This window comes from Kitasatospora sp. NPDC056651, assembly GCF_042792155.1.
Lineage (GTDB): Bacteria > Actinomycetota > Actinomycetes > Streptomycetales > Streptomycetaceae > Kitasatospora.
In genome coordinates this window covers 64,559-80,187 of record NZ_JBHTWX010000025.1, presented here as the reverse complement: position 1 = coordinate 80,187, position 15,629 = coordinate 64,559, and the positions used below count along the sequence as shown (strand labels likewise).

The following is a 15,629-nucleotide window of genomic DNA, read 5'->3' as shown; positions in this document are numbered from 1 at the left end:
GGTGGCCGGCCTCGGTGCCGGGCGCCTGCGGCGCTGTGGACCCGCTCCGGTGGGAACGGACCGCCCACCGGCCCCGAGACCGCGCCGTGCGCGGCTGAGTCCGCTGCCGTGCCCCCGAGTAGGACGGCTGCGATGACGGCAGGGGGTTGGGCCCCGCCGTCGGCGGGGCGTGACCGCCTCCGGTCGGGATCAGCTTTCGGCGAGGATGTGGGACAGCTCCCGGTCGAGGTCGAAGTGACGGTGTTCGGTGCCGGGGGGCACCGCGGCGTCCGTCCGCTTGAGGAACGACTCAAGCGCCCGGGCCGGGGCCTCCAGCAGGGCTTCTCCTTCCGGAGAGCTCAGGGCGATGCAGACCACCCCTTGTCCGTGGCTGCGGGACGGCCACACCCGGACGTCGCCGGTACCGGTGGGTCGGTGCAGCCCCTCCGCGAGGAGATCTCGGGCGAACACCCACTCCACGGTCTCGTCGGCGCCCGTGTGGAACGTGGCGTGCACGGCGTAGGGGTCGGCGGTGTCGTAGCGCAGGCCCGCGGGGACGGGCAGTGAGGACTCGCTGGACACGATGAGGCGCAGGTGCAGCTCGCAGCTGACCGTGGTGTTCATAAGCGCCATGGCCTTTCGCTCAGTGTGCGCTCGGGGAATCGCACGTCGGCGAACGGACCATCCCACCCCCAAGACCGATGTAAACCCCTCTGTCCCGATTCGGGCGCGAGTCGTACCCCTTACGGCGCATTGCGGAATCGCCTCGCGGTGGCCGGCCCGGCATTACCCGGGCGCTTCTTGGTTAGTTTCCCGGCGTGACTGTGCGAAACGACAAGACGGCCGGGAACACGGGAACGGGTGAATCCGACGTGGCGGCTGACGCGTCCGTTGACGGCGGTCGGGTGATCGGCCCGCAGGCCTCGGCCCCGGCCCCGCCCGCGGGCGCCACGCCGGGCCCGGCGTGGCGGTGATCCTCCCGGCCGCCTCGCCGGCGCCGCGCCCGGACCGATCGTGTCGTCGTCGCCGCCCGGCCGCGGACGGTCCCGGCGGCCCGGGTCCCCGTCCTGGGGAGATCACGGCCCGGGCGGGCCCGGCCCCGGCCCGCGGCGACCCCACTTCCCGGTGCCCGCCGCCGTCGACCGGACGGTGCCGGACGGCGGCTGAGCTGCCCGGGTGACGGGGGCGCCGGCCGGGAGGGTGGTCGGAGCACCCCCCGGGATGCGGTAATGTTTTCTCTGCACCCGGGCGATTAGCTCAGCGGGAGAGCACTTCGTTCACACCGAAGGGGTCACTGGTTCGATCCCAGTATCGCCCACCGGAATGCATTGTGATATGTGAGGCCCAGTCGATTATCGACTGGGCCTCACATGTATTTCCGGAATCAGCCTGAAGGGCCGTCGGTAATCGGCTGAGGCACAGTCACCTTCCGCGCGGAGCGCGAGTTCTGCGAAGGCGTCGGTGTCGCTCCCGAACGGCCGAGTTGTACGACCGGCCCTGAATGGTGCTAGAGTTCATCTCGTTGCCCGGGCGATTAGCTCAGCGGGAGAGCACTTCGTTCACACCGAAGGGGTCACTGGTTCGATCCCAGTATCGCCCACCCGGACAGCACGCAGGCCCTGACCAGGAAACCGGTCAGGGCCTGCGGCGCGTTCGGGGTCCGGAACGCCGGGCCACCCCGCTACGCCGCCGCCTCGCAACCGTGCCCCGGCTCCAGCCGGCGCCCGCAACCGCACCGGGCCGGCCGGAGCGGCCAGGACAGGTCCACCCGCTCCGGCGTCCCCGAGCGGTCGAACCAGCTCTGCAGCCCGCGCGCCTGCGCGGCGTGCCAGACCGCCTGTCGAAGGTGCAGCTCCAGCGCCGTCAGCCCGCCGAGCGCCGCCGGGTAGCGGGCACCTATCCGCCGGGTCAGCGCCAGCGCCGCCGTCGCGTCCGCCGCCGCCTCGTGCGCCCCGGCCAGCTCCACGCCGTAGTGGGCGCACAGGTCGGTCAGCGTCCGGCGGCCCTTGCGGTAGCGGTCCACGTGCTTGTCCAGCACCCGCGGATCCAGCACCACCAGCCCGTCCGCCGCCGGCCCGGCGGCCAGCGTCAGCCCGTGATGCCGGCGCAACTCCCGGTCCAGCAGCGTCAGATCGTACGGCGCGTTCATCACCACCACCGGGTGCCCGGCCCTCGCCTCGGCGGCCAGCGCGCTGGCGACCTCCGCCACCACCGTGCCGGCCGGGCGGCCGTGGGCGCGCACCCGCTCGTCGGTGATGCCGTGCACCGCGCGGGCGCCGTCCGGGATCGGCACACCAGGATCGGCGAGCCAGGTGGTGGTCCGCGTCGGTGCGCCCGGCGCCAGCTGGACGACCAGGGCGGCCGAGACGATCCGGTCGTTCTCCACGTCCACGCCGGTCGTCTCGGTGTCGAAGGAGGCGAGCGGGCCCGTGTACCAGTGCTGCTGCATGACTGCCCCTCAAACGAGCGTTGCGCCCGGGTGATACCCGGTTCTGACGCCGCTTCAACCCGTTTGGCCCAAGCCCGACCGGGGATCCTGCCCATGACTGTCCCGTTCGAATCGACCGGCCCGGCCGCGGCGCGGCGGGCCCGGAACCGGGGGAGGCCACGGGGCGATGGCACTGACCCAGCCGCAACCCGAGGAGGCGGCGGCCGTCCTGCGGGGGAACCTCGCGGTCACCGCCTGCATGGAGACCCTGCAGGTCGGCTATCTGCACGCGGTCGCCGCCGCGGCCGGCTGCTCGCTCTCCCAGCCGTTCCCGGACAACGGCATCGACTGGCACGTCAGCCACGGCTCCCGGGAGCACCGGGTGGACGACGAGGTCACCGTCAAGATCCAGCTCAAGGCCACCCAGCAGGTCGCGCCCGACCCGGCGGGGCCGTTCTTCAGCTTCACCCTGGACAACGACCACCTGCGCAAGCTCGCCCGGCCCCGGGTCGCCGTGCCGCGACTCCTGGTCGTGATGCTGCTGCCGCGCCGGGTCGACCACTGGCTGCGGGCCCGCCCGGACGCCCTGGAGCTGCGGCACTGCTGCTACTGGGTCAACCTGGCCGGCCACCCGGTCACCGGGCAGCGGCGCACCAACGTCCGGGTGCCCACCGGCAAGGTCTTCGACGACCGCGCGCTCTGCGACATCATGGCCCGGGTCGGCGCGGGCGGCAGCCCGTGACGGCCCGGCCCCGGCAGGGAGGAACCGGACCCATGACACCGCCGCACGGACCGGACGAACCGGCCCGCCCCCTGCCCGACCCGGCCGCCGTCGACCCGGACGTGCTGGCCACCCTGCTCGCCCGGCACGGCTGGATCCGCCGCGGCGGCCCGGCCGCCCGGTACGGCCGCTGGACCCCGCCCGACGACGAACCCGGCACCAGCCTGCTCGTCCCGGCCGGGGGCGGCTTCGACGACGCCGTCGAACTCCTCACCGACGCCGTCACCGCGCTCTCCCGCTCCCGCACGCCCTCCGCCCGTTCCATCCTGCTCGCCCTCGCCGTCCCCGGCGACGAGCTGCGCTGGCACCGCGAGACCTCCGGCCCGCCCGGGGCCGCCTCCTGGGACGAGGCCGAACGGCTCCGGCAGGCGGCGCGCGGGATGCTCGCGGCCGGCGCCAAGGCCGCCCGGACCAGGTCCGGCTACTTCGGCGCCCGGCTGGACGGCCTCGCCGGCGACCTCCTGGACCGCGTCCTGCTGGTCGAACAGGGCGCCGCCCTCACCGCGTACACCCCCGCCCCCGAGGGCCGCGCCGCCGTCACCACGCTGGTCCGCGCCCTGGAGGCACTGCGCGACGCGGTCGACTACCGCCGGATCAGCGAGGGGCCCGAGGCCTTCGGGAACGCCGTCCAGGCCGGGGTCAGCCGGGAACTCGTCCGGTCCGTCGAGGAGCTGGTGCGCGATGCGACGGCCGCCCGGCTCAGCGTCGCCTGGTCGCCCGCCGCCGGGACACCGGGCGGCTTCGGGGACCGCCGGATCGACCTCGACTTCTCCCCCGGCGACCTGCCCGCCCTGGCGGAGGCCGCCGACCTGCTGGAACGCGGCGAGCCCGCCGTCGCCGTCACCGTGATCGGCGTGGTCACCCGGCTCAAGCGCGCCGACCCGTCCGGACCGGGCTCGGTCCGGCTGCGGGTGCTGACCGGCGCGGAGGTCCGCGAGCTCAAGCTCCGCCTGCCCGACCCCGACTACCGGCTCGCCGCCGAGGCCCACCTCGCGGGCCTGCCGGTCCGGGTCTCCGGCCGGCTGGACCGGCAGGGCGGCTTCCGCCGGCTGAGCCGCCCGCACGGACTGGAACTCTGCGGCTGGGAGGAAGGCGACCGCGAACGGCTGCTGAAAGCGCTCGGGGAGAAGGCGGAGAGAGGGGGAGAAGGGGCGTAGGTGGACGGTAGGGGCGGCGCTCTCGGTACCATCGTCACGCGCAGCGCAGTGTTGCGTCCTCTGAAATCCAGCACGTCAGGAGAGACCGGTGACGGACGTCCGGGTAATCATCAGCCGCGAACCCGATCGGGAAGAGCGCGTGGTGACGACGGGCACCACGGCCGCCGAGCTCTTCGCCGACGACCGCTCGATCATCGCCGCCCGCGTCGGCGGCCAGCTCAAGGACCTCGCCCACGTCCTCCAGGACGGCGAGGAGGTCGAGCCGGTCGCGATCGACAGCAAGGACGGCCTGGACATCCTGCGCCACTCCACCGCTCACGTCATGGCCCAGGCCGTGCAGCAGCTCTACCCGGAGGCCAAGCTCGGCATCGGCCCGCCGGTCAAGGACGGCTTCTACTACGACTTCGACGTCGAGAAGCCCTTCCACCCCGATGACCTCAAGGCCATCGAGAAGAAGATGCAGGAGATCATCAAGCGCGGGCAGAAGTTCTCCCGCCGCGTGGTCACCGACGAGTCCGCCCGCGAGGAGCTGTCCGCCGAGCCGTACAAGCTGGAGCTGATCGGCCTCAAGGGCTCCGCCGCCACCGCCGGCGAGGGCGCGGACGTCGAGGTCGGCGCCGGCGAGCTCACCATCTACGACAACCTGGACGCCAAGACCGGCGAGCAGTGCTGGGGCGACCTCTGCCGCGGCCCGCACCTGCCCAGCACCCGGCACATCCCGGCGTTCAAGCTGATGCGCAACGCGGCCGCCTACTGGCGCGGCAGCGAGAAGAACCCGATGCTGCAGCGCATCTACGGCACCGCCTGGCCGAGCAAGGACGAGCTCAAGGCCCACCTGGACTTCCTGGTCGAGGCCGAGAAGCGCGACCACCGCAAGCTCGGCAACGAGCTCGACCTCTTCTCCATCCCCGAGGAGATCGGCTCCGGCCTCGCCGTCTTCCACCCCAAGGGCGGCATCATCCGCCGCGCCATGGAGGACTACTCGCGCAAGCGGCACGAGGAGGAGGGCTACGAGTTCGTCTACACCCCGCACGCCACCAAGGGGAAGCTCTTCGAGAAGAGCGGCCACCTGGACTGGTACGCGGACGGCATGTACCCGCCCATGCAGCTCGACGAGGGCGTGGACTACTACCTCAAGCCGATGAACTGCCCGATGCACAACCTGATCTTCGACGCGCGCGGCCGCTCGTACCGTGAACTGCCGCTGCGCCTCTTCGAGTTCGGGACGGTGTACCGCTACGAGAAGTCCGGCGTGGTCCACGGCCTGACCCGGGCCCGCGGCTTCACGCAGGACGACGCGCACATCTACTGCACCCGCGAGCAGATGGCGGAGGAGCTCGACTCCACGCTGACCTTCGTGCTCAACCTCCTCCGTGACTACGGTCTGACCGACTTCTACCTGGAGCTGTCGACCAAGGACCCGGTCAAGTACGTCGGCTCGGACGAGACCTGGGAGGAGGCCACCCGCGTCCTGGCGAGCGTGGCCGAGAAGCAGGGCCTGCCGCTGGTGCCGGACCCGGGCGGCGCGGCCTTCTACGGCCCGAAGATCTCGGTGCAGGCGAAGGACGCCATCGGCCGCACCTGGCAGATGTCGACGATTCAGCTGGACTTCAACCTGCCCGAGCGCTTCGACCTGGAGTACACGGCGGCGGACGGCTCGCGCCAGCGGCCGGTCATGATCCACCGGGCGCTGTTCGGTTCGATCGAGCGGTTCTTCGCGGTGCTGCTGGAGCACTACGCCGGCGCCATGCCGCCGTGGCTGGCCCCGGTCACCGTGACCGGCATCCCGATCACCGACGAGCACGTGCCGTACCTGCTGGAGGTCGCGGCCGAGCTGAAGAAGCACGGGATCCGGGTCGAGGTGGACACCTCGGACGACCGGATGCAGAAGAAGATCCGGAACGCTCAGCGAGCCAAGACCCCGTACATGTTGATCGCGGGCAACGACGACGTCGAGGCGGGCGCGGTGTCGTTCCGCTACCGCAACGGCGAGCAGAAGAACGGCGTTCCGGTGGCCGAGGCCGTCGCCGAGATCGTGGACGCGGTGAAGAACCGGGTCCAGGTGTGATCCGGTAGCAGGACCGTCACGCGCGGGGCAGGCTCTCGAAGAGTCTGCCCCGCGCGGCTTTGCAAGCAGCGCCGGGCGAATATGCTGATCAGCATGACGACTGAGCCGGAACTTCAGCGGGGCGTCGGTGAGCCGGACGGATTCCGCCGCCTGTGGACCCCCCATCGGATGGCCTACATCCAGGGTGAGAACAAGCCCACCGGTCCGGCTCCGGACGACGGCTGTCCGTTCTGCTCGATCCCGTCGCTGAGCGACGAGGACGGGCTGATCATCGCCCGGGGCAGTGCGGTGTTCGCGGTGCTGAACCTGTACCCGTACAACGGCGGGCACCTGATGGTGGTCCCGTACCGGCACGTGGCCGACTACACCAACCTGGACGAGGCCGAGACGGCCGAGCTGGCGGACTTCACCAAGAAGGCGATGACGGCGCTGCGGGCGGCCTCCGGGGCGCACGGGTTCAACATCGGGATGAACCAGGGCGCGGCGGCCGGGGCCGGGATCGCGGCGCACCTGCACCAGCACGTGGTGCCGCGCTGGGGCGGGGACACCAACTTCATGCCGGTGGTCGGCCACACCAAGGTGCTGCCGCAGCTGCTGGCGGACACCCGGAAGATGCTGGCCGAGGCCTGGCCCCAGAGCTGATCCGGACGACGCGCGGGAGGGCCCCACCGAGGATCTCGGTGGGGCCCTCCCGCGTGCTGCCGCGGCTCAGCCGGCGTCGACCTGGTCGACCTTGTACGGCCGGGGGCTCTGCGCCTCGGACTTGATGATCGAGGTGCGGTTCTTGAAGAACCGGTCGGCGTCCAGGTCGTGCTCCTCCAGGAACTCCAGCGTGGCCGCGTGGATGGCGCTGAGCACCGGGACGGAGGCGTTCTGGGCGTTGTCGACCATGGAGCGGTTGTCCCAGGGCTTGTTGACCCAGGAGTGCCGCAGCCCGAAGGGCTCCGGCAGGCCGAGCCCGCCGCCGAGCCAGCCGAGCAGGCCGGGCATCCGGTAGAAGGGGGCGCGGACGGCCTGGCGGACGACCTCGTCGTTGTCGATCAGGGGGAGTTTGACGGTGCGCTCCTCCCAGAACTTCACGGTCTTGGCGACCGACTTCTCCTTGTCCTTGGGCTTGTCGAAGAAGACGCCCTTGACCGGCCCGAGCGCGTAGCTGGACACGGTGATGTTCAGGACGTTGGCGAGCAGGGTGACCGTGACGGTGAAGGTGAGGACCAGCTTGCCGTCGTGGGTGATGAACTGGGTGGCGAGGTAGTGCCGGGGGCCGCCGGTGAAGGTCTGCTTGTCGGCGATGGTCTGCACCGCGAAGTCGCGCATCCGGTCGCCGTCCATGTCGGCGTTGCCGGGGCGGCTGATCTCGTCGGCGCCCTCGCCGATGTCGAAGACCACCCACTGCTTGATGGCGACGTTGGGCATGCCGCTGTTGGCGACGTGGCTGATGCCGAGGCCCTTGAGGTGGGAGGAGATCCGGCGGATCAGGTCCCAGGGGTGGAAGGCGCGGAAGTCGGCGTGGCCCTCGGCGGGGTGGAGGGTGTCGGCCAGGCGCCATTCGCCCCAGCGGCGGCCGGCCCCGAGGATGCCCTTGGGTCCGGCGTAGTGGTGGATGTTGGTCTCCTGCTCGGCGTCCAGCCGGCCGAGCTTGTCGCGCAGGTCGGCGGCCTTCTTGTCGAGGTCGTCCCGGGGGACGGCCTTGGCGACGGAGGCCGCCACGGCGCTGCCCTCGACCAGTGCCTGCCAGCGGGAGCGCAGGTCCACGGCGGTGCGCTCGACGATCCGGCGGGCCAGGTACCAGCCGATGGCCGGGGCGAGCATGGTGACGCGCAGGTAGATGCCGAGGACGCCGGTGGCCGGCGGGCGCACCGCGAGCAGGACGGCGAGGGCGGCGGCCGCGGTGAGCACGATGGCGCCGTAGACGGCCGCGTTCTTCGGGTTGTCCCGCTTGAGCCAGGCGCGGAGCTGGAAGGCGGCGAGCCAGATCAGGGTGCCGGGGAGGAAGAGCAGGCCGGTGACCACGGTGATGGTGCTGAGCTGCCGGTCGCGGGTGTTGCGCAGTTCCTCGGCGGCCAGGCAGTGTTCGACGACCTGGCGGGTGTCGACTCCGAAGGCCGGGACGAGGGGCTTGCGGCCGCCGCCCAGGGCGCGGGAGACCATCGCCTTGCTGAAGGCCTCGCCCAGGTTGGGGCGGAAGAGCGCGAAGCGGCCCTTCTTCGCCGTGGCGTCGGTGACGGCGTCGACGAAGCCCTGGATCTCGCCGTCGCGGTAGGCGGTCGAGGAGAGTCCCTGGGTGATGGCGGTCTGCGGGCCGGTGTCGGTCCGGGGTATCTGCGCACCCGGGGTCATGTCGAGTGTGGTCACGGTGGCGTCCCCTCCTCCCCTTGTCAGCGGCAGGTTACCGTGCCGTGGCACCCCCGCGGGGATGATCGTCCGAAGTGCCGTCACCGGAGGCCCGAGGGGCATGATGCCCGGCTTCGGCCGGATCGATGCCCGCCGGGGTGCCCTTGGCGCGGGTGGGGCAGGATGGACGGTGGGAGCCGGGAAAGGGGAGCGGTCGTGAAGGATCCGGTGCTGGTCTTCGACGGGGACTGCGCGTTCTGTTCGTCCTGCGTGCGCTGGGCGGAGCGGTACCCGCGGCAGACGCTGGCCTCGGGGGGCTGGGAGGCGGTGCCGTTCCAGTTCGCCGACCTGGCGGGGCTGGACGGGCGCGCGGGCGGCCGGGGTGAGGTGTCGGCGGAGCGGGCGGAGCGCGAGGTGCTCTGGGTGACGCCGACCGGGCGGGTGTACGGGGGCGCGCAGGCGGTTGCGCGGCTGCTGATGCGCTCCGGCGGGGCGTGGGCATATCTGGGCGCCGTGTTGACGGCGGCGCCGGTGCGGCCGCCGGCGGGGCTGGTCTACCGCTGGGTGGCGCGCAACCGGCACCGGATGCCGGGGGGTACGGCGGCGTGCGCGCTGCCGAACCGGGGGAACGCGGCTCAGTCCGTGTAGCGCTCGGCGAGGGCGGCGGGCATGGGTTCGTGGCGCAGGTAGGCGCGGGAGAACTCGGCGGTGCCGTGGGTGAGCGAGCGCAGGTCGATCGGGTAGCGGACGAGTTCGAGTTCGGGGACCTCGGCGCGCAGCAGGGTGAGGCCGGTGCCGCCGGTCTCGGTGCCGAGGACGCGGCCGCGGCGGGCGGAGAGGTCGCCGAGGACGGCGCCGAGGTAGTCGTCGGGCAGCAGGACGCTGACGGCGGCGACGGGTTCGAGCAGGCGGATGACGGCGTGCTCGGCGGCGTCGCGCAGGGCGAGGGCGGCGGCGTTCTGGAAGGACGCGTCGGAGGAGTCGACGGAGTGGGCCTTGCCGTCGGTGAGGGTGACCCGGACGTCGACGAGGGGGTACCCGGTGCTGACGCCCTTGGCGAGCTGGGCGCGGACGCCCTTCTCGACGGAGGGGATGAAGTGCTTGGGGACGGCGCCGCCGACGACGTGCTCCTGGAACTCGAAGCCGGAGCCCGCCGGGAGGGGTTCGACCTCCAGGTCGCAGATGGCGTACTGACCGTGGCCGCCGGACTGCTTGACCAGCCGGCCGTGGCCGGCGGCGGCGGTGCCGAAGGTCTCGCGCAGGGCGACCTTGGGCTCGACGGTGTCGACGTGGACGCCGTGGCGGGTGCGCAGGCGGTCGAGGACGACCTCGGCGTGGGCCTCGCCGGTGCACCAGAGGACGAGCTGGTGGGTGTCGGGGTTCTGTTCCAGGCGTAGGGCCGGGTCCTCGGCGGTGAGGCGGGCGAGGGCTTGGGAGAGCTTGTCGTCGTCGGCCTTGCTGTGGGCTTCGACGGCGATCGGGAGCAGTGGTTCGGGGAGGGTCCAGCCGTCGAGGGTGACGGGGTGGCCGGGGTCGTGGACGGTGTCGCCGGCGCGGGCGGTGGTGAGTTTGGCGGCGCAGACGAGGTCGCCGGCGACGGCGTGCGGGACGGGCCGCTGGAGCTTGCCGAAGGGGCTGGTGAGGGTGGTGACGCGTTCGTCGCCGTTCTGTTCGGCGGTGTGGGCGGGGCCGGCGAGGTGGATCTTGGTGTCCGGGCGCAGGGTGCCGGCGAACACGCGCAGCAGGCTGATCCGGCCGACGTAGGCGTCGCCGGTGACCCGGATGACCTGGGCGGCGAGCGGGGCGTCGGGGTCGCACGGGGGACCGGGCCGGGTGCGTTCGGTGGGGTCGGGGAAGGTGTGGGCGATGAGGTCGAGGAGTTCGGCGGCGCCGAGGCCGTTGTCGCTGGTGGGGACGGCGGGGTGGAGGGCGCAGCCGAGGACTTCGCGGCGCAGGCCGGCTTCGAGGGAGTCGGTGTCGAGGGGGTCGCCGGAGAGGTAGCGCTCCATGAGGGTGTCGTCCTGGCCGGAGATGGCTTCGACGAGGCTGTCGTGGGCGGGGGTGGTGTCGGGCAGTGGTGCGGCGTCGCCGTAGGTGTCGCCGGTGAGGAGGTCGACGCTGCCGTCGGGGTGTCCGTCGTGGAGGACGGGCAGGAAGAGCGGGCGGAGGGTGTCCGGGCCCAGGTCGAAGGCGTCGTGGCAGGTGGTGAGGATGTCCTCGAAGCCGGTGCGGGCGAGGTCGAGTTTGGCGACGGCGATGGCGCGGGGGATGCCTTCGGCGGCGCACTCGCGCCACAGGGCGCGGGTGGGGCCGGTGACCGGGTCGGTGGCGGAGACGACGAAGACGGCGGCGTCGGCGGCGTGCAGGGCGGCGCGGAGGTCGGCGGTGAAGTCGGGGTGGCCGGGCGGGTCGATCAGGTTGATCTTGACGCCCTTCCATTCGAGCGGGAGGAGCGCGAGCTGGACGGAGCGCTGCTGCTGGTGCTCGATGTCCTCGTGGTCGGAGACGGTGGTGCCGTCGGTGACGCGGCCGGCCCGTCCGATGGCGCCGGCGGCGAGGGCGAGCGATTCGGCGAGGGTGGTCTTGCCCACACCGCCGGCGCCGACGAGGACGACGTTGCGCAGGTCCTTCGGGCCGGTGACGGCGGGTGCCTGGCCGGCTCGTACCGTGCTGCGGTCGGGCATCGGGGTCTCCTCCCGTGGCGCCGAGGCTGTCGTTCGCAGTCTAGGGGCGGAAGTCGCGCGGGTGCTCGGTGACCGTGCGTGTGCGCGCGGGGGCGGGGTCGCGGCGGTGCGTGCGCCGGAGCGCGTCCTCGGCGTGGCTACGATGGGTGCGCCGGACGGGCTGATCCGCCCGGCCGCCTGCCGCGTGTGTTGCGCCAGGCGGGTATCCGGGAGATTCGGAGCGGCTGGGAAGGCCATGCTCAACAAATACGCGCGTGCCTTCTTCACACGTGTCCTGACCCCGTTCGCCGCGTTCCTGATCCGTCTGGGTGTGAGCCCGGACGCCGTGACGCTGATCGGTACCGCCGGTTCGGTGGCCGGTGCGCTGGTGTTCTTCCCGCGTGGGGAGTTCTTCTGGGGCACCATCACGATCACCCTGTTCATCTTCTCGGACCTGGTGGACGGGAACATGGCCCGCCAGCTGGGCCGGACCTCCAAGTGGGGGGCGTTCCTCGACTCCACCCTGGACCGGGTCGCCGACGCGGCGATCTTCGGCGGTCTGGCGATGTGGTACGCGGGCAAGGGTGACGACAACCTGCTGTGCGCGGTGGCGATCTTCTGCCTGGCGAGCGGGCTGGTGGTGTCGTACACGAAGGCGCGGGCGGAGAGCCAGGGCCTGCCGTGCGACGTGTCGGGGCTGGTGGAGCGGGCCGAGCGGCTGGTGGCCAGCCTGGTGGCGGCCGGTGTCGCGGGTCTGCACAAGTTCGGCGTGCCGTACGTGGAGTGGTTGCTGCCGGTGGCGCTGTGGCTGGTGGCGGCGGGCAGCCTGGTGACGGTGTTCCAGCGGGTGCTGACCGTGCGCCGGGAGGCGTTCGAGGCCGACCGAGCGGCGGCCGGGAGCTGATGGGGGGCGTCCTGCGGTGACGGACCGACTGGTGTACTGGGCGTACGCGCTGGGGTGGGGGCTGCTGAAGCACCTGCCGGAGCGGGTGGCCCGCGGGCTGTTCGACGGGCTGGCGGACTACGCGTGGCGCAAGCGCGGCAAGCGGGTGCTCCAGCTGGAGGCGAACCTGCGCCGGGTCCGTCCGGAGCTGGGCGAGGCCGGGCTGCGGGAGCTGTCCCGGGCCGGGATGCGCTCGTACATGCGGTACTGGATGGAGTCGTTCCGGCTGCCGGTGTGGAGCCGGGAGCGGGTGGCCAGGGACGTCCGCGTGGAGGGCTTCGAGCACGTCCTGGCGGCGCTGGAGGCCGGGCGGGGCGCGCTGGTGGCGCTGCCGCACATGGGCAACTGGGACCTCGCGGGGACCTGGGTGGCGCAGCGGGGCCATCCGTTCACCACGGTCGCGGAGCGGTTGAAGCCGGAGCGGCTGTTCGACCGGTTCGTGGCGTTCCGGGAGGGCCAGGGCATGGAGGTCCTGGCGCTGACCGGCAGTTCGGTGAACGTGATCGGCACGCTGGCGCGGCGGCTGCGGGAGGGCCGGCTGGTCTGCCTGGTGGGGGACCGGGACCTGTCGGAGGCCGGGATCGAGGTGTCGTTCTTCGGTGACCGGACCCGGATGCCGGCGGGGCCGGCGGCGCTGTGCCAGCGGACCGGGGCGGCGCTGCTGCCGGTGACGCTCTGGTACGACGGTCCGCTGCTGCGGGCCCGGATACACCCCGAGGTGCCGGTGCCGGAGGAGGGCGACCGCAAGGAGCGCACCCGGGCGATGACCCAGGCGATGGCGGACGTGTGGGAGGACGGCATCCGCGAGCACCCGCAGGACTGGCACATGCTGCAGAAGTTCTGGCTGGCCGACCTGCCGGTCCATGAGACGGTGAAGGCCCCGGTGGCGGCGGAGCGCGCCCCGGAGCCGGCGGCCGAGGCCACCAAGCCGTAGGGCCGGTTCACGGCCCGCCCGTACGACTGTCCGAAGGAGCTTGAGGAACCCGTGAAGATCGGCATCGTCTGCCCGTACGACTGGGACGTCCCCGGGGGGGTGCAGTTCCACATCCGGGACCTGGCCGAGCACCTGATCGGCCTGGGGCACGAGGTGTCGGTGCTGGCGCCGGCCGAGGACGAGGAGGCGCTGCCGCCGTACGTGGTTCCGGTGGGGCGGGCGGTCGCGGTGCCGTACAACGGGTCGGTGGCGCGGCTGAGCTTCGGCATCCTGTCGGCGGCGCGGGTGCGGCGGTGGCTGCACGACGGGCGCTTCGACATCCTGCACGTGCACGAGCCGGCCGCGCCGAGCCTGTCGATGCTGGCGGCCTGGTCGGCGACCGGGCCGATGGTGGGGACGTTCCACACCTCCAACCCGCGGTCCCGGATGATGATCGCGGCCTCGCCGATCCTCCAGCCGGGGCTGGAGAAGATCCGGGGCCGGATCGCGGTGTCGGAGTACGCCCGGCGGACCCTGGTGGAGCACCTGGGCGGGGACGCGGTGGTGATCCCCAACGGCGTGGACGTGGGTTTCTTCGCGGAGGCGGAGCCGGACGAGCGCTGGACCGGCGGTGCGGCGAAGGGGGAGCCCGGCACGATCGGCTTCGTCGGCCGGATCAACGAGCCGCGCAAGGGCCTGCCGACGCTGCTGGAGGCGCTGCCGAGGATCCTGGCGGAGCGGCCGGGGGTTCGGCTGCTGGTGGCGGGCAAGGGCGACGAGGAGGAGGCGGCCGCGGGCCTGGCGCCCGAGGTGCGCCGGCAGGTGGAGTTCCTCGGCATGGTGAGCGACGCGGAGAAGGCGCGGCTGCTGCGCAGCGTGGACCTGTACGTGGCGCCGAACACCGGTGGCGAGAGCTTCGGGATCATCCTGGTCGAGGCGATGTCCGCGGGCGCGCCGGTGCTGGCGAGCGATCTGGACGCGTTCAAGCAGGTGCTGGACGGCGGGGACGCGGGGGAGCTGTTCCCGGTGGAGGACGCGGACGCGCTGGCCCGTACGGCGCTGCGGCTGCTGGGCGATCCGGCGCGGCTGGAGGAGCTGCGGGAGGCGGCCTCGCGGCACGTGCGGCGGTTCGACTGGTCGACGGTAGGCGCGGACATCCTGGCGGTGTACGAGACGGTGACGGCCGGTCAGGCGACGGTGGTCGAGGAGGACGTGCGCAGCGGGCGGCGCGGCCGGTTCGGGCTGGCCCGCGACTAGGCCCTGTCCGGTCCGGGTTCCGTCCGGTCGGGAGTTAGGGTCGGGCGCGTCCGTACCACTTCGATCCACGGGGGCAACGATGCCGCAGATCTCCGTCGACTACTCTGCCGACCTGGCGGGCACCTTCGACCGCCGGGGCCTGGGCCTGGCGATCAACCGGCTGGCTCAGGAGACGATCGACGCGAAGCCGGAGTCCTGCAAGACGGTGTTCCGGCAGAGCGAGGTGCTGGTGGTCGGCACCAGCGGGGCCTCCTCCGACACCCAGGTGTTCGTGGAGTTCCAGATCTTCCCGGGCCGGTCGCCGGAGGCGAAGGCGGCGCTGAGCGAGGGCGTGCTGGCGCTGCTGGCCCGGTACGTCCGGCCGAAGCCGGGCACCCGGCTGTTCACGGCGGTGAACATCGCCGACATCGACCGCGACAGCTACCGGAACGCGACCGCCTGAGGGCGGTCCGGTGACACCCGGTAACGTAGCGGTCCGTGACTACCTGGATCTGGGCCGGCGTGGCCGTGGTGCTGTTCGGCATGTACCTGAGTTGGACGGCCGGCCGGTTGGACCGGCTGCACGCCCGGATCGACGCCGCGCGGGCGGCGCTGGACGCGCAGCTGGTCCGCCGGGCGTCGGTGGCGCTGGAGCTGGCGACGTCCTCGTTGCTGGATCCGGCGGCCTCGCTGCTGCTGCTGGACGCGGCGCACGCGGCCCGGCAGGCGGAGGACGAGCAGCGCGAGGTGGCGGAGAGCCAGTTGAGCCTGGCGCTGCGGGCGGTGTTCGAGGAGCCGGAGCAGGTGGCGGCGCTGGTGGCGGCGCCGGGTGGTGAGGACGCGGTTCGTGAGCTGACGGCCGCGGTGCGCCGGGTGCCGATGGCGCGCCGGTTCCACAACGACGCGGTGCGGGCGGCGCGGGCGGTGCGCGAGCACCGGCTGGTGCGTTACTTCCGGCTGGCGGGGAAGGCGCCGTTCCCGCTGGCGTTCGAGATGGACGATGCCCCGCCTCCCGCCCTCACGCCCGAAGGGGCACCTGCTTAAGGTGTCCCCCGGATACGGCCTGTTTGTCGTGTCCCGTCGTCCGGGCTGGACTTGGTGGCGCATCGATGGGCCATCCGGTCTGC

Annotated in this window: 14 protein-coding genes and 2 tRNA genes; 12 read left to right on the top strand and 4 right to left on the bottom strand. The window is 72.5% G+C overall.

What is annotated here, in order from left to right:
- Positions 1-189 precede the first annotated feature (189 nt).
- The gene (locus tag ACFRAR_RS13030; RefSeq protein WP_030056266.1) at positions 190-603 is read right to left on the bottom strand and encodes an SsgA family sporulation/cell division regulator; all 414 of its coding nucleotides are present in this window, start codon (positions 601-603) and stop codon (positions 190-192) included.
- A gap of 622 nt (positions 604-1,225) precedes the next feature.
- Here ACFRAR_RS13030 and ACFRAR_RS13025 point away from each other — a divergent pair.
- A tRNA-Val gene (locus ACFRAR_RS13025) sits at positions 1,226-1,297 on the top strand.
- 210 nt (positions 1,298-1,507) lie between these two features.
- Positions 1,508-1,579: transfer RNA gene (locus ACFRAR_RS13020), tRNA-Val, on the top strand.
- A gap of 81 nt (positions 1,580-1,660) precedes the next feature.
- On the opposite strand, the gene ACFRAR_RS13015 is transcribed toward ACFRAR_RS13020, so the two are convergent.
- Positions 1,661-2,428, bottom strand: a complete 768-nt coding sequence (locus tag ACFRAR_RS13015; protein WP_380697778.1) for an exonuclease domain-containing protein — start codon at positions 2,426-2,428, stop codon at positions 1,661-1,663.
- Positions 2,429-2,594: 166 nt separating this feature from the next.
- Between ACFRAR_RS13015 and ACFRAR_RS13010 the strand changes: the two genes are divergently transcribed.
- From ACFRAR_RS13010 to ACFRAR_RS12995, 4 genes are all read left to right on the top strand, one after another.
- Positions 2,595-3,149 carry a DUF4365 domain-containing protein gene (locus ACFRAR_RS13010; protein ID WP_380697776.1) on the top strand — a complete coding sequence of 185 codons (555 nt, stop codon included), beginning with the start codon at positions 2,595-2,597 and terminating at the stop codon, positions 3,147-3,149.
- Positions 3,150-3,181: 32 nt separating this feature from the next.
- Positions 3,182-4,345 carry a hypothetical protein gene (locus tag ACFRAR_RS13005; protein ID WP_380697774.1) on the top strand — a complete coding sequence of 388 codons (1,164 nt, stop codon included), beginning with the start codon at positions 3,182-3,184 and terminating at the stop codon, positions 4,343-4,345.
- An 88-nt stretch (positions 4,346-4,433) separates the two neighbouring features.
- Positions 4,434-6,413 carry a threonine--tRNA ligase gene (gene thrS / locus ACFRAR_RS13000; protein ID WP_380697772.1) on the top strand — a complete coding sequence of 660 codons (1,980 nt, stop codon included), beginning with the start codon at positions 4,434-4,436 and terminating at the stop codon, positions 6,411-6,413.
- 81 nt (positions 6,414-6,494) lie between these two features.
- Entirely contained in the window at positions 6,495-7,055 is a 561-nt protein-coding gene (locus ACFRAR_RS12995; RefSeq protein ID WP_380697770.1) for an HIT family protein, read from the top strand.
- 66 nt (positions 7,056-7,121) lie between these two features.
- Here ACFRAR_RS12995 and ACFRAR_RS12990 read toward each other — a convergent pair whose 3' ends face one another.
- Positions 7,122-8,768 carry a hypothetical protein gene (locus tag ACFRAR_RS12990; RefSeq protein ID WP_380697768.1) on the bottom strand — a complete coding sequence of 549 codons (1,647 nt, stop codon included), beginning with the start codon at positions 8,766-8,768 and terminating at the stop codon, positions 7,122-7,124.
- A 162-nt stretch (positions 8,769-8,930) separates the two neighbouring features.
- Here ACFRAR_RS12990 and ACFRAR_RS12985 point away from each other — a divergent pair, with 162 nt between their 5' ends.
- On the top strand, positions 8,931-9,395 hold the full coding sequence (locus ACFRAR_RS12985; protein ID WP_380697766.1) for a thiol-disulfide oxidoreductase DCC family protein: 465 nt from the start codon (positions 8,931-8,933) through the stop codon (positions 9,393-9,395).
- On the opposite strand, the gene ACFRAR_RS12980 is transcribed toward ACFRAR_RS12985, so the two are convergent.
- Positions 9,383-11,431, bottom strand: coding sequence for an elongation factor G-like protein EF-G2 (locus tag ACFRAR_RS12980; protein WP_380697764.1), 2,049 nt, complete (start codon positions 11,429-11,431; stop codon positions 9,383-9,385). The genes ACFRAR_RS12985 and ACFRAR_RS12980 overlap by 13 nt on opposite strands.
- Before the next feature lie 235 nt (positions 11,432-11,666).
- Between ACFRAR_RS12980 and pgsA the strand changes: the two genes are divergently transcribed.
- The 5 genes from pgsA (at position 11,667) to ACFRAR_RS12955 (ending at position 15,546) form a co-directional block, all read left to right on the top strand.
- On the top strand, positions 11,667-12,314 hold the full coding sequence (gene pgsA, locus ACFRAR_RS12975) for a phosphatidylinositol phosphate synthase (RefSeq protein WP_380697762.1): 648 nt from the start codon (positions 11,667-11,669) through the stop codon (positions 12,312-12,314).
- A gap of 16 nt (positions 12,315-12,330) precedes the next feature.
- The gene (locus ACFRAR_RS12970) at positions 12,331-13,287 is read left to right on the top strand and encodes a phosphatidylinositol mannoside acyltransferase (protein WP_380697760.1); all 957 of its coding nucleotides are present in this window, start codon (positions 12,331-12,333) and stop codon (positions 13,285-13,287) included.
- A gap of 51 nt (positions 13,288-13,338) precedes the next feature.
- Positions 13,339-14,523: a glycosyltransferase family 4 protein gene (locus ACFRAR_RS12965; protein ID WP_380697758.1), complete on the top strand. Its 1,185-nt coding sequence runs from the start codon at positions 13,339-13,341 to the stop codon at positions 14,521-14,523.
- Between the two features lie 79 nt (positions 14,524-14,602).
- On the top strand, positions 14,603-14,965 hold the full coding sequence (locus ACFRAR_RS12960) for a 5-carboxymethyl-2-hydroxymuconate Delta-isomerase (RefSeq protein WP_380697756.1): 363 nt from the start codon (positions 14,603-14,605) through the stop codon (positions 14,963-14,965).
- Between the two features lie 35 nt (positions 14,966-15,000).
- A complete protein-coding gene (locus tag ACFRAR_RS12955; protein WP_380697754.1) occupies positions 15,001-15,546 on the top strand; it encodes a hypothetical protein in 546 nt (181 codons plus the stop codon).
- The last annotated feature ends 83 nt before the right edge of the window (positions 15,547-15,629 follow it).